Genomic DNA, 13,247 nt, shown 5'->3' with positions numbered 1-13,247 from the left:
TCAGCCGCACAGACTCCTTTCGCAGGCGGGCTTTATAATCACGGGCATGCATATTGTCGTCGCGCCAGACTCGTTTAAAGGCACCGCCTCCGCGCCCGAGGCCGCAGCAGCCATTGCTATGGGGGTGCGCCAGGTTCTTCCCGAGGCCACGGTTACCACCCTGCCCATGGCCGATGGTGGCGAGGGAACCGCCGCCGTCCTCGCACAAGCGGCCGCAGCCGGCGGACAATCCGTCGAAAACATCACCCTGCCTACCACCGACGCTATAGGCCGCTTGACTCAGGCAAGCTATGCTCTGGCCGGAACCACTGCGTTTATCGACGTCGCCTCTGCCACCGGCCTGCCCGCAGTGCAGGACAGCCTTGATCCGCTGCACGCCGATTCTTATGGCACCGGCGTATTGATTGCGGATGCAGAAACGCGCGGCGCCACCTCGATTGTGCTCGGATTGGGAGGAACTGCCAGCATCGATGCTGGCATGGGCATCCTTACCGCGCTCGGCGCTGCCGCGCACGACGCCCGCGGCTACGCCCTGCCCAAGGGCGGCGCTCCCCTAGTTCAGCTCGATCACATTGACACCGCGCAGCTCAATATCAAAGCAGGCATGCTTGACTTCACTTTGCTAGCCGATACCCGCGCTACTCCAGTACAGGCGGCAACCATCTACGGCCCCCAAAAAGGAGCGCAAGGCGAGCAGGTAGCGCTGCTGGCCGGTGCCATGTTGCAAGCATGCGAAGTCACCGGCGCCGATGCGGACTCCGAATATTTCGGTGCCGCGGGTGGCCTTCCCATCGGCCTGCACTGGCTTTCTCGCACGCTCTGGGGCTCAGATGAGCATATTCGCGTCTTATCCGGCGGCGCACATGTCGCCACTGCGCTCGGGCTTCCAGAAAAAATATCCTCCGCCGATCTCGTCATCACTGGCGAGGGCCGGTTTGACGAGCAATCTTTGACCGGAAAGGCCGTCGGAACCATTGCGGCTCTCGCCCGGGACGCAGGCACGCCCATGGGCATCATCGCCGGTTCTTTCGAGCATGGCACGGACGCCTACTGCGCATCGCTTAGCCAAGAAGGCCTCTTGGCGCAACAGCTGGCGGCGGCCGCCAGGGACATCGTCAAGCAGCTCTAAGGCCGGATAGACAGCGACCATGGGAAGATAGCTGGCCGTTCATGCGCTAGCTCATCTTCCAGCAAGACGTGGTCTTTCGGCAGCACTGCATGCGGGGTAAGAAGGCGCGAGAGCACCATGCCTAGTTGGTTAACCGAGCCGCTCACCCCTGTTACCGCAATGTCGTAGCGGTGCACGCTCGCGTCCTCAAGGTCGCGGTCCTCATGCTCATCGCGATAATTTTGCCGCAGCTGTTCTTCCAACCCCTCTGGAAACTGCGGTGCATCAGGGCGAGTAACCTCAGCGGAGGCTAATGAACCGCTTTCTACCAACTTGTCGGTGGCAGTGGTAAAGATATCCGCGACGCGCTCTGCTTGTGCGTTGGGAACCAAAACATCAAATTGAATAACCGGCATAGCGCTAACCCTACCCAATTCCTAAGGTGTGAAACCATGTCTGATTCTGCCCGCATCGCCCAGCTCGTCACTTCCCAGCAGGCCGATCTGGAGTGGCAGCAGGACTTTTATGAGGACCTGCACCGCCACCCCGAGCTTTCCCACGAGGAAGAGCGAACCGCCGGTCGCATCCGCGCCAAGCTCGCCGATTTTGACTGCGAGGTAGTAGAGAACATCGGGGGTTATGGGATGGTCGCCATCTTCCGCAATGGCGATGGACCCACCGCTTTGCTGCGCGCGGATTTCGATGGTCTGCCGGTAGAGGAGGCCACCGGTGTTTCCTATTCCGCTGCCAATGGAAATATGCACGCCTGCGGACACGACATGCACACCACCGCGCTGCTAGGTGCCTGCGCGCTTCTCGACGCCTCCCGTAGTTCCTGGTCCGGCACCTTCCTCGCCCTTTTCCAACCGGCCGAAGAATCCTCCATGGGGGCTAAATTCATGCTGGCCGATAACCTCATTGAACGCGTCCCGCGCCCCGATATTTGCCTTGGCCAGCACATCATGCCCGGCCGCGCCGGCACGGTTCGCCACACCGCCGGCCCGATCATGGCCGGATGCGACTCCCTGCGTATCCGCGTCTTTGGCAAATCCGCCCACGCCTCCATGCCCCATAACTCCATCGACCCGACCTACATCGCGGCTATGATCGTCACCCGCCTCCAAGCCATTGTGGGCCGCGAGGTCGCCCCGCACGAGTTCTTTGTCATCTCCGTAGGCGAGCTTCACTCCGGCGATAAAAACAACATCATCCCCGACTCCGCCGAGCTGGTACTCAATACTCGCTACTATGATCCCGCGTTGGCAGAAAAGGTCTACCACTCCCTCGAACGCATGGTTAAGGCCGAGTGTGTCGCCTCCGGAAGCGAGCAGGACCCTACTTTTGAGTACTACGCCCACGGCGAGGTCACCGATAATGACGCCGCTGCCCATGCCCCAATAGGCGAGGTTTTCGACGCCGCTTTTGGCTCCGATTCAGTCATCGCGGCCCCTTCTACCGCCTCCGAGGACTTTTGCTACCTGCCGCAGGCGTGGGGGGTACCTTATGTCTTTTGGCACATCGGCTGCACCCCGGAAGATGAGTTGCAGGATCCTCCGGTCAACCACCAAGCAACCTTCCTGCCTGACTATGCTCCCACCGTTTATGCCTCCACCCGGGCGGCATATGGTGCGGCATTGACCTACTTGGCCACGCCCTAGGTGCCCGAGACGCGTCTTCTCATTCCCCCGCCTGCGGCGCAGGGCCAATGCTATTAAGCTGGCAGGCGTTTCGTGACTCCCCACAAACTTAAGGTTGAAAATGAGCCAGCCACGGCATTCTGCTTTCGAATCCACTGTTCCCTCCCATGTCCGCGCGGCCTCTGGCGTGAGACCGCACAACGCTTCCAACCGTAAGTTCTGGTCGGGCCTCTCCGGTGCCGTCATGGAGCAGATTGCCGATAATTGGGAGCGCACCCGTGCTGCCTACGCGGAAACGCGCCAACAGCACTACTTCTCTGCGGAATTCCTGCAGGGACGCGCGCTGCTCAATAACCTCACCAACTTGGGTCTTGTTGACGATGCCAAGGCTGCGGCCAAGGCAACCGATCACGAGCTGAGCGATGTCCTCGAAGCCGAGCATGATGCCGCGCTCGGCAACGGCGGCCTCGGACGCCTTGCCGCCTGCTTCCTCGATTCCGCTGTCACTCAGGACTACCCCGTAACCGGCTATGGCCTTCTCTACCGCTACGGCCTTTTCCGACAGTCCTTTGAGAATGGCTTCCAGAAAGAACAACCAGATGCGTGGATGGAAAACGGCTATGACTTTGTCATCCGCCGAGCCTCTGAACAGCGCCGCGTCCACTTCGATGACATGGACGTGCGCGCAATTCCCTATGACATGCCTATCACCGGCTACGGGACCGATAACGTAGGCACCCTGCGCCTATGGAAGTCCGAGCCCATCGATGACTTCGATTACGATGCCTTTAACTCCCAGCGCTTTACCGAGGCCATCGTCGAGCGCGAGCGTGTTATGGATATCTGCCGCGTGCTCTACCCCAATGACACCACGTACGAGGGCAAGGTATTGCGCGTGCGCCAGCAGTACTTCTTTGTCTCTGCCTCCCTGCAGACCATGGTGGATAACTACATTGACCAGCACGGCGAAGACCTCACCGGGTTTGCGAAGTATAACTCCATCCAGCTCAATGACACCCACCCCGTACTTGCCATCCCGGAGCTGCTGCGCATCCTGCTCGATGAGCATGGTCTGAGCTGGGATGCAGCCTGGAAGATCGTCACCGAAACCTTCGCCTACACCAACCACACCGTGCTGGCGGAGGCGCTGGAGAGCTGGGAGGTGTCCATCTTCCAGAAGCTGTTTTGGCGCATTTGGCAGTTGGTGGAGGAAATCGACCGCCGCTTCCGCGAAGATATGGCCCACCGCGGTCTGGATCAGGGCCGCATCGACTACATGGCACCGGTATCCAACGGCCACGTGCATATGGCCTGGATCGCCTGCTATGCCGCCTACTCCATCAATGGTGTCGCCGCCCTGCACACGGAAATCATCAAGGCCGATACGTTGGCCGAATGGCACGAACTCTGGCCGGAGAAATTCAATAACAAAACCAATGGCGTCACCCCGCGCCGCTGGCTCAAGATGTGCAACCCCCGCCTGGCAGAACTACTCACCCAGCAGGCTGGTTCCGATGCGTGGGTTACTGACCTCACCCAGCTGGCCAGACTCGCCGATAAGGCCGACGATGCTGACCTACTACGAGAACTGATCGCCATCAAGCAGGCCAACAAGCGCGACTTTGCTAACTGGGTAAAAGACCACCAGGGCGCCGACGTTGATCCCGATTCCATCTTTGATGTACAGATTAAGCGCCTGCACGAGTACAAGCGCCAGCTGATGAATGCCCTCTACGTCCTCGACCTCTACTTCCGCATCAAAGACCAGGGCGAGACGGTGCCGAAGCGCACCTTCATCTTTGGTGCAAAGGCCGCACCGGGTTACGAGCGTGCCAAGGCGATTATCAAGCTCATCAACACCATTGCGGAGCTAGTCAATAACGACCCAGATACCAAGGACATCATCCGCGTCGTTTTTGTGGAGAACTACAACGTCTCCCCCGCCGAGCACATCATCCCCGCCGCTGATATCTCAGAGCAGATCTCTGTAGCCGGCAAAGAAGCCTCCGGTACGTCCAATATGAAGTTCATGATGAATGGCGCACTGACCTTGGGGACCATGGATGGTGCCAACGTAGAAATCGTAGAGGCAGTCGGTGAGGACAACGCCTATATCTTTGGCGCCCGCAACGAGGAGCTTCCTACGCTGCGCGCCGAGTACAACCCGGGCGAGCTTTACCAGAGCGTGCCAGGCTTAGCCCGCGTGCTTGATGCGCTTGTCGACGGCACCTTGGGCGCCGAAAATGCCGGCATCTTCGGCGACCTGCGCTCCTCGCTTCTCGATGGCTACGGGGAGCACGCCCAGGACCAGTACTACGTGCTCGGTGACTTCGCCGACTACCGCGCTACTCGAGACCGCATGGCTGCGGACTATGAGGAAGACAACCTCGCTTGGGCTAAGAAGGCGTGGCTCAATATCTGCTATTCCGGCCGCTTCTCCTCTGACCGGACCATCGCGGACTACGCGAACGAGGTGTGGAAGATCCAGCCCACCCCGATTTCCTCACGCTAAGAAAAGGTCCTGTCCTTCGCTTTCGTGGCGGAGGACAGGACCTTTGGCAAGGCGCTGTGCTCAATTCTGTTTAGCGCAGGCCCACGCGCTTTAGCTGCTCATAAATGGGGTGCAAGTCAATAGTGAGCACACCCAACTGCGTAGCCAGGAAGCCGAGTCCACCGACGACGGCCCCCAGGATTCCTAGGCCGGTAGCAAGGCCTGCGGCAAAGCCCTTGCTACTACCGTCCTTGCCTTCGCCATCCGAGGGATTAGCAGTATCTCCCGGCTGTTCTGGGTCACCAGCAGAATCGGTGCCATCGTTCCACCACTCGTCAAAGACCAAATTAGCCACCAAAGTGTTGTCGATGTATTCACCGCGCACCGAATCGGTACCAGAGGTACGGGCCATAATGTCCTCCGAGCCGGCTCCCTTGAAGAAGAACGGCACTAGCTGATTGGTGTGCTGCCCGGAGTACCAACCGTGGCGGGCAACCTTGCCCTTCTCACCTTCCATAGCATTGAAGCGGTTGTCCGCTTCAGGGTTGTCTTCTGTCGGCACCTCATTCGCACCGGAGAGATAGCCAGTCTCGTGGTCCGCAGTAACAACGAGCAGAGTATCCTCCCACGAGGAGTTCTCTTCCACCCACTTGATGGCGGCGTCGACAGACTTATTAAAGTCCTGGGTCTCCTCGATATCGCGCACCGGGTTATTGCCGTGGCCGGCCCAGTCAATGGCACCGCCTTCAATCATGACGGAGAAACCATCCTCATCCTGCCCCAAAGCATTGAGCGCTCCGGTGGTCATGGTGGGGAGATCCACGACGTCGTTAAGCGGGTCAGAGTACGGTGCCTTTGCCTCGCCCGAGCGGGAGTTCTGCAACGTGGAACCTACCTGCGCGATACCCCAATACTTCTGCTACGGCTTGACGTCACCTTGCGCCATCTTCTTGAAGTCATCGTTGGACTCGAAGTAATTCCAGTCGGTCTCGCCTCCGGAAAGCTTGGCGTAGTCGTCCTCGTACATGAAGCTATAGTCGGGAGTATCGACCTTCTGGTGGTCATTATCGTAGAACGGGTGGCCAGCGGCCATGACCAAGTCGAAGGCGCTGCCGAGCATCTCACGGCTAATGTCCTGCAGCTTATCGCGGTCCTTGTTGTGCGCGGCCCACGCCGCCGGAGTGGCTTCGGAATAGAGAGTGTCTGATGGTTTGTGTGGGTACCTAACCTGCATGAGGAGATGGACCAGAATGACTACTGTGGCGAGACGAGATCCGGCTGATAAGGCCAAGATTGATGCGATTGAAAAGAAGCTTCTTGCTAACCCTGAAATCGCGAAGCTGATTGATGACCTAGGCACGTCTACAACGGATGCCAACGACCTGGTTCGCGGCATGTTGCAAGCCTCGATTACCAGAGGACTCAACGCTGAAATGGATGCCCACCTGGGCTACGAGTCTGGCGACAGGAGCGCTAAAGCTGCAGCTAGAACAGACAATCACCGCAACGGGTCGTATCCAAAGACCGTGGATTCTAACTACGGGCCAGTTACCGTTGATGTGCCGAGGGATAGGGCTGGCGCATTCTTGCTGACTATGGTCCCTAAAGGCTCGAGGAGATTGACCGATGTCGATGACATGACCGTTAGCTTGTACGCCGGTGGGATGACAATTAGGGACATCCAGCACCATATGGCAACGGCGATGCGTGTTGATATTTCTCATGAGACGATTTCCGCAGTCACCGATGCCGTCCTCGATGAGGTCATGGTCTGGCAAAACCGCCAGCTAGACGAGTTCTACCCGGTCATTTTCCTGGACGCGCTGCGCATTAAAATCCGCGATGGCGGCCTAGTGGTCAATAAGTCCGCGTACATGGCAATCGGCGTGGCTCTCGACGGTATCAAGCACTTTTTGGAATCGTGGATTGCCAAAGAAGAAAGCGCTTCATCCTGGGCGCAAGTATGCGCCAATCTTTCTAACCGTGGGGTTAAAGACGTCTTTATCGTTTGCTGTAACGGGTTCAAAGGCTTGCCGGAAGAAGTAAAGGCAACCTGGCCGAACTCTATGGTGCAAACCTGTATCGTGCACCTGATTCGTGCCGCTAACCGATGGGTAGCCTACAGGGATCGCCGGGGCGTATCGGCCGCGTTGAAAAAGATTTACACCGCCACGGACGAGTCCACAGCTCAGGCTGCCTTAGACGAATTTGAAGCCTCTGAATTGGCAGAAAAGTATCCACGCTCAGTCAAAGTCTGGCGAGATGCATGGGCGCGTTTCGTACCGTTTCTCCAGTTCCCACCAGCAGCCAGCAAGGTCATTTACACGAAGAATTCGATTGAATCATTCAACAATGAACTGCGGAAAGCTACCCGCAACAGGGTGCAGTTCACTAACAATGAATCAGCGCTCAAGACGCTATGGTTGATGATCTGCAATATCGAAGACAGACGAGCTGCCAAGAGAGCGAAGCAGGGCAAACGAGTCTCAGCGACAACCGGCAGACTCATGGAAGGGACCCGAGTTTCCGGCTGGAAACAAGCCATTAACCAAATGGCCGTGGCCTACCCCGACAGCTTCGACAAATACCTATAAACCTAGCCCCACACACAAACAACTTGACACCCTCCGAACAAGCAAGCATTGATAGATGCAGGTCTGCACTACATTTTGTCGGTGAAACCCCACCGTGCCTGAGGTGATTGAAACCTGGCGGCGGGAAATCCCTGGTGAAGCCTACGCCCACGGCCAGATCTGGACACAAGCCTCGGCAAGCGATGCGCGCAAACACACAACCCCGAATACGGTGACCCACTTCCAGTACTCCTATGATCGGGCCAGACGCGGCCTGCGCGGAATCAAAGAGCAAGTCGCAAAAGCCAAACGCGCTGTTGACGGCGAAATCGCCATTAAGCGCAACCGCTATTTCGATCTTTCCACCCCGAACAAGAAGGTCAACTACGCTCTTGCTGCCAAACACCGAGCCCTAGCCGGAATTAAAGGCTATGAAACCGACCTGACCGCTCTTCCCGCCCAGGAGGTTATCGGGCATTACCGCAGGCTATTCCACATTGAAAATGTCGTATCGGATGTCGAAATCAGACCTGAAAGCACGCCCAATCTATGCGAGGAAACAAAACTCGATCACAGCACATCTCAATATTGTGATGGCAGCACTAGCCGTGACCCACCTGATGGAGACCCGCAGTGGTCACTTCATCAAACGCCTCGTGAGAACACTCAAGAAATACCGCAGCTTTCAACTCGTCGTTGGCGGCGAAACCATTCACGCCGCCGTACCATTCCCGCCCGACCTCACTGCCACCATCCAAGTAATCACCGGCCGCGAACTTCCGCACAAAATTGGCCTAAGTCAGGTTAGAAGGGAATCAGCACACCGTCTCGTGGGATTCGTGCTCTGGGTGCTCAATCTGGATGGTGGAGTGCTCGATACCGTGTTCGCGCAGGGCCTGCTGGGCGGCATCCAACAGCGGGCCGGTGCCGACGGTGCCGTCGCGCACGATATGCACGGTCGTGAGCACGTTCACGCCGTCCAGGCTCCACAGGTGCAGGTCGTGGATGTCAGCAACGCCCTCGACCTGCCGCAGCGCGGGCTCGATCGCACTGGCGTCGAAGTCCGCCGGGACTTGCTCGAGCAGCACGCTCGCCGAAAGCCGCATGAGCTGCCAGGCGCGCGGCAGCACCATCGCCGCGATCGCTAGGGAGGCGATCACGTCCGCCGCCACAAACCCCGTGGTCAGTACCACGATGCCGGCTACGATTACTGCGACCGAGCCGAGCATATCCACTAACACGTGCAAGAACGCGCCCTCCACGTTGATCGAGGATTTGCGGTGCCGGTGCAGAACCCACGCCGATAGCGCATTCGCCACCAGGCCGATCACCGCGATGATCAGCATCGTTTTTCCCTGCACTTCGGCCGGGCTCTGCAGGCGGCGCACCGCCTCGACGACAATCCACACCGAGATCGCCAGCACCATCACTGCGTTCGCCAGTGCAGCAAGCACCTCCACTCGTCGGTAGCCGTACGTGGCCTGAGCCGATGCTTGTCGGCGCCCAACCAACACCGCTAACACCGCGATGATCAACCCCGCAGCGTCGGAAAGCATGTGCATCGCATCCGCCATCAGCGCCATCGAACCCGCCAACCAGCCGCCGATCAGCTCCGCGAAGAAGACGGTGCCGGTAATGCCTAGCGCAATCAAGAGTGCGCGCAGCGGCGTGCTGGAGTGATCGTGGTCGTGGTGCTCGTGTGCCATGCACTCAGCCTATCCCCGTCGACGCTTATTGACAATTAAATGAAAATGGATGGCGGTAAGCGCAGCCACTGAGGCCAAGTCGGCCTGATTTAGGTCATTGTGCAGTTGTCCTTTGAATGTGTAGAGAAGCTGAAACATGAACAACCAAAAAGTACTGCAGCCGCATGTCAGGAAAGCAACCGCTGAGTGTACTCGAGGTAAATATAAATCTACATTTGTATAAATGTATATAGAAAAGCGCCGCGACCCGTGGAACGTGTTAAAGGGTGGGTCGCGGCGCTCGTGCCAAAAATCTACTTCTTGGTTTCACCCAACAAGTGACACTGAATCATGTTGGTATTGCCGGCAATTCCTGGAGGGGTACCAGCAATGACGACAATCATGTCACCTTCTTCGTACTTATCCATCTCCAGCAATGCGTCATCGATGGCTGCCATCATGTCATCGGTGGACTTAACGTGCGGACTCAAGAAAGTCTCAGCACCCCAGGTCAACGCGAGCTCAGAACGCACGGCCGGATCCGGGGTAAACGCCAACAGCGGCAGGTGGGAATGCAGGCGGGCTACACGCTTGGCAGTATCACCGGAGGTGGTGAAGGCCACGATGGCCTTAGCATTAAGGCGCTCTGCAATATCGCGAGCGGAGTAGGACACCACACCACGCTTGGTGCGTGGAACGTGGGTAAGCGGTGGAACCTTGCCGCCGTCTTCAGCATTAGCCACAATCTTGGACATGGTGCGCACAACGTTCTGCGGGTCAATGCCCACGGAAGTCTCACCAGAGAGCATGACAGCATCGGCGCCATCGAGCACGGCGTTGGCAACGTCGGATGCCTCTGCACGGGTCGGGCGCAGGTTGGAAATCATCGAATCCAGCATCTGGGTAGCCACGATGACCGGCTTAGCGTTTTCACGCGCAATCTGGATAGCGCGCTTCTGGAACAGCGGCACACGCTCCAGCGGCACCTCGACGCCGAGGTCACCACGGGCAATCATAATGGCATCGAATGCCAGCACGATGGACTCGAGGGCATCGACTGCCTCCGGCTTTTCCAGCTTCGCAATAACCGGAACGCGGCGACCTTCTTCATCCATAATCTCGTGGACCTTATCCACGTCAGCTGGGGAGCGAACGAAGGAAAGCGCGACAAGATCTACGCCAAGCTTCAGAGCGAAGCGCAGGTCGGCGATATCCTTCTCCGACAGGGCCGGCACGGAGATATCCATGCCAGGAAGGGAAACGCCCTTGTTATTGGAAACTGGGCCGCCCTCGGTAACCTCACACACGACGTCATTGCCGTCGACTTCCTTACAGACAACGGCGACCTTTCCGTCGTCGATAAGCAGGCGGTCACCCGGCTTGGCGTCCTTGGCCAAGCCCTTATAAGTGGTAGATACTCGGTCGTGGGTGCCTTCGATATCGTCCACGGTAATGCGGACGATTTCACCGTTATCCCACTGCTCCTCGCCGTTAATAAAGCGGCCAAGGCGAATCTTGGGGCCCTGCAGGTCCGCCAAAATACCGACGGCGCGGCCGGTCTTATCAGTAGCCTGGCGCACCCAGTTGTAATTCGCCTCGTGGTCCGCGTGCTCGCCGTGAGACATATTCAAGCGGGCAACGTCCATGCCGTCTTGAACGAGGCGCAAAATGCCATCCTCGCTAGCAACGGCAGGGCCGAGAGTACAGACAATCTTTGTTCTTCTATCCAGCATTATTGGCCTATTCCGTCGGGGAAACTGAACACTCCCCAACCTACTCCTTCGTATGGATTGCGGCCACAATTTTGGACCCCCATTTTCCGAACGGACACTCAAAAATGCCCTAGCCCCCACACAATCAAACCTATTCGGAAATACCGGGGTAGAACCTACGGTGATGCAGAGTCCGAATGCTGCCCCTCAGGTACCGCGCTACCATCGCCACCCCCGTTACTATCGCGGCGCTCGGCCCAATACTTAGGATCTACCTCTGCGGGAGATTCTGGGCCTTGGCGGCGCCTATCAAGCAAGAAAAAGACGACCGCAGAGATGATGAAAATCACCAGGGAGACGATGATATTCACGCGCAGCCCGAAGATATGGGTGGCTTCATCGGAACGCATTCCTTCGATAAAGAACCGGCCCAACGTATAGCCCATGACATAGAGGGCAAAGACTCGTCCGTGCCCCAACTTCCATGCCTTGTGCGCCCACAAGAGGAATAGACATACAAGGACGTTCCACACCAGCTCGTAGAGAAAGGTCGGATGCACCGAAGTCATAACCTCACCCGTGGAGTGCCCGGAGACCGGCGCAAAACCGCCGTTGTCATTGACTCGGTAGTAAATATCTAAAGCCCATGGAACGTCGGTCGGGCGCCCGTAGAGTTCTTGGTTAAACCAGTTGCCTAGCCGCCCAATCGCCTGCGCGAGGACCAGGCCCGGGGCCACGGCATCAGCGAAGGGGCCGAGTGGCACCTTCTTCACTTTGAAAAGTATCCACAAGGCCAGCGCGCCGAGAGCAACAGCGCCCCAGATGCCAAGGCCGCCATTGGTAATCTTTAGCGCATCCGCGGGGCTGCAACTATCGCAGAAGTACTTCTGATTATCGGTAATCACGTGGTAGAGCCGCCCGCCAATGATGCCGGCTGGGATAACCACGATGGCAGCATCCCATACTGTGTCTGGGTTGCCGCCGCGAGCGGTATAACGGCGCAAGGTCATGCGCAGGCCGACGATAATGCCCACGATGATGCACAGCGCGTAGGCACGGATGGGAAGTGGCCCCACCTGCCACACGCCCTGCGGCGGAGACGGAATATTTGCAAGAATTTCTGTGTGCACGTAGCCAGTGTGCCTTATCCCCCACCCCGCCAGCTAGTCGGGGTATTACTCTAATTTGCGCGCGGGGCACGCTGGGTGCTGGCCGGCGGCAACCAGCGACCGAGCAAACGCTGTAGGGTCTTGGGCCGCCATGACTGATTCGCCGACGAGCACCGCATCGGCGCCCCGGGAAGCATAGTGAAAAAGGTTGCGCGCGTTGTTTACCCCACCTACTGCAATGCGCAGGATGGATTCGGGCAGGCCCGGGGCAATATCGTTGAACGCCTCACGGTTAATCGCGTCCGAGGCTAAAGACCACGCATTGATGGAGATAACGCTACTTCCAGCCTTAATTGCGCGGTCGACCTCGGCGCAGTTGCGTACCTCGACGATGGCGGTCATACCGAGAGATTCCACGCGGTCTAATAGTGCCTCCAAGCGAGCCTGCTCCAGCAGCTCTACTTGCAGTGGAATAGCATCGGCCCCATAACAGCGGGCCTCATGAATTTGGTAGGGATCTACGATGAGATCTCGTGACATCATGGGCACATCAATCGCTGCGCGGGCAGCCGCCATGTCCTCCAAAGAACCGTGGAAGCGGCGGAAATCAGTCTGGCACGCCATAAGGTGTACGCCGCAGTCTTCAAAGGTGCGGGCCCATTGCGCCATGTGCTCCGCAGAACCAACATGTGCAATCTCGCCGCCGTAGGGAACGGCACGCTTGAGTTCCGTGATAACGGAGCAGCCGGGGCGCAAGAGAGCTGCGCGCACATCCCGGGGAGATTCCATGTCACGCGAGCGTGCCTTTACTTCCTGAAACGACACACGGGACTCCCGCGCAGCGACGTCCTCTAAGACTCCTGCTACTAGGTGGTCAACGGCAATGGGCGTAGGCATCAGCACCTCCCTCCACGGGCGATTGAAATCACACT

Annotated in this window: 11 protein-coding genes and 1 pseudogene; 5 read left to right on the top strand and 7 right to left on the bottom strand. The window is 58.0% G+C overall.

Going from position 1 to position 13,247, the window contains the following annotated elements; genetic code table 11:
- Positions 1-46 precede the first annotated feature (46 nt).
- A complete protein-coding gene (locus I6I12_RS05035; protein ID WP_200288897.1) occupies positions 47-1,129 on the top strand; it encodes a glycerate kinase in 1,083 nt (360 codons plus the stop codon).
- Here the strand turns inward: I6I12_RS05035 and I6I12_RS05030 are convergent.
- Positions 1,126-1,524 (bottom strand): hypothetical protein, encoded by a 399-nt coding sequence (locus tag I6I12_RS05030; protein WP_200288896.1) that lies wholly within the window; start codon positions 1,522-1,524, stop codon positions 1,126-1,128. The two genes, I6I12_RS05035 and I6I12_RS05030, sit on opposite strands and share 4 nt — an antisense overlap.
- Before the next feature lie 36 nt (positions 1,525-1,560).
- Between I6I12_RS05030 and I6I12_RS05025 the strand changes: the two genes are divergently transcribed.
- Together I6I12_RS05025 and I6I12_RS05020 are read left to right on the top strand one after the other, a co-directional pair.
- Positions 1,561-2,766, top strand: coding sequence for an amidohydrolase (locus I6I12_RS05025; protein WP_200288895.1), 1,206 nt, complete (start codon positions 1,561-1,563; stop codon positions 2,764-2,766).
- A 100-nt stretch (positions 2,767-2,866) separates the two neighbouring features.
- Positions 2,867-5,257, top strand: a complete 2,391-nt coding sequence (locus I6I12_RS05020) for a glycogen/starch/alpha-glucan phosphorylase (protein ID WP_200288894.1) — start codon at positions 2,867-2,869, stop codon at positions 5,255-5,257.
- Positions 5,258-5,327: 70 nt separating this feature from the next.
- On the opposite strand, the gene I6I12_RS05015 is transcribed toward I6I12_RS05020, so the two are convergent.
- Both I6I12_RS05015 and I6I12_RS11990 read right to left on the bottom strand, forming a co-directional pair.
- On the bottom strand, positions 5,328-6,119 hold the full coding sequence (locus I6I12_RS05015; protein ID WP_234288179.1) for an alkaline phosphatase: 792 nt from the start codon (positions 6,117-6,119) through the stop codon (positions 5,328-5,330).
- A 36-nt stretch (positions 6,120-6,155) separates the two neighbouring features.
- On the bottom strand, positions 6,156-6,470 hold the full coding sequence (locus I6I12_RS11990) for a hypothetical protein (RefSeq protein ID WP_234288178.1): 315 nt from the start codon (positions 6,468-6,470) through the stop codon (positions 6,156-6,158).
- Between the two features lie 16 nt (positions 6,471-6,486).
- On the opposite strand from I6I12_RS11990, the gene I6I12_RS05010 reads away from it, so the two are divergent.
- Together I6I12_RS05010 and I6I12_RS05005 are read left to right on the top strand one after the other, a co-directional pair.
- The gene (locus I6I12_RS05010) at positions 6,487-7,830 is read left to right on the top strand and encodes an IS256 family transposase (RefSeq protein ID WP_200288893.1); all 1,344 of its coding nucleotides are present in this window, start codon (positions 6,487-6,489) and stop codon (positions 7,828-7,830) included.
- 36 nt (positions 7,831-7,866) lie between these two features.
- Positions 7,867-8,594: pseudogene (locus tag I6I12_RS05005) on the top strand (IS1634 family transposase); the annotation flags it as partial.
- Between the two features lie 30 nt (positions 8,595-8,624).
- Here the strand turns inward: I6I12_RS05005 and I6I12_RS05000 are convergent.
- The 4 genes from I6I12_RS05000 to I6I12_RS04985 all read right to left on the bottom strand — a co-directional run bounded on the left by I6I12_RS05000 (position 8,625) and on the right by I6I12_RS04985 (position 13,212).
- On the bottom strand, positions 8,625-9,515 hold the full coding sequence (locus tag I6I12_RS05000) for a cation diffusion facilitator family transporter (protein ID WP_005328806.1): 891 nt from the start codon (positions 9,513-9,515) through the stop codon (positions 8,625-8,627).
- A 293-nt stretch (positions 9,516-9,808) separates the two neighbouring features.
- Positions 9,809-11,224, bottom strand: a complete 1,416-nt coding sequence (gene pyk / locus I6I12_RS04995; RefSeq protein WP_198010468.1) for a pyruvate kinase — start codon at positions 11,222-11,224, stop codon at positions 9,809-9,811.
- A 158-nt stretch (positions 11,225-11,382) separates the two neighbouring features.
- Positions 11,383-12,336 (bottom strand): prolipoprotein diacylglyceryl transferase, encoded by a 954-nt coding sequence (lgt, locus tag I6I12_RS04990; protein WP_023021256.1) that lies wholly within the window; start codon positions 12,334-12,336, stop codon positions 11,383-11,385.
- A gap of 45 nt (positions 12,337-12,381) precedes the next feature.
- Complete coding sequence (locus I6I12_RS04985; RefSeq protein WP_200288892.1) at positions 12,382-13,212, bottom strand: indole-3-glycerol phosphate synthase TrpC; 831 nt, start codon at positions 13,210-13,212, stop codon at positions 12,382-12,384.
- Positions 13,213-13,247: the final 35 nt, after the last annotated feature.

This window comes from Corynebacterium kefirresidentii, assembly GCF_016599755.1.
Lineage (GTDB): Bacteria > Actinomycetota > Actinomycetes > Mycobacteriales > Mycobacteriaceae > Corynebacterium > Corynebacterium kefirresidentii.
Note: the sequence above shows the minus strand (reverse complement) of the source record. Positions and strands in the feature narration are given on the sequence as shown.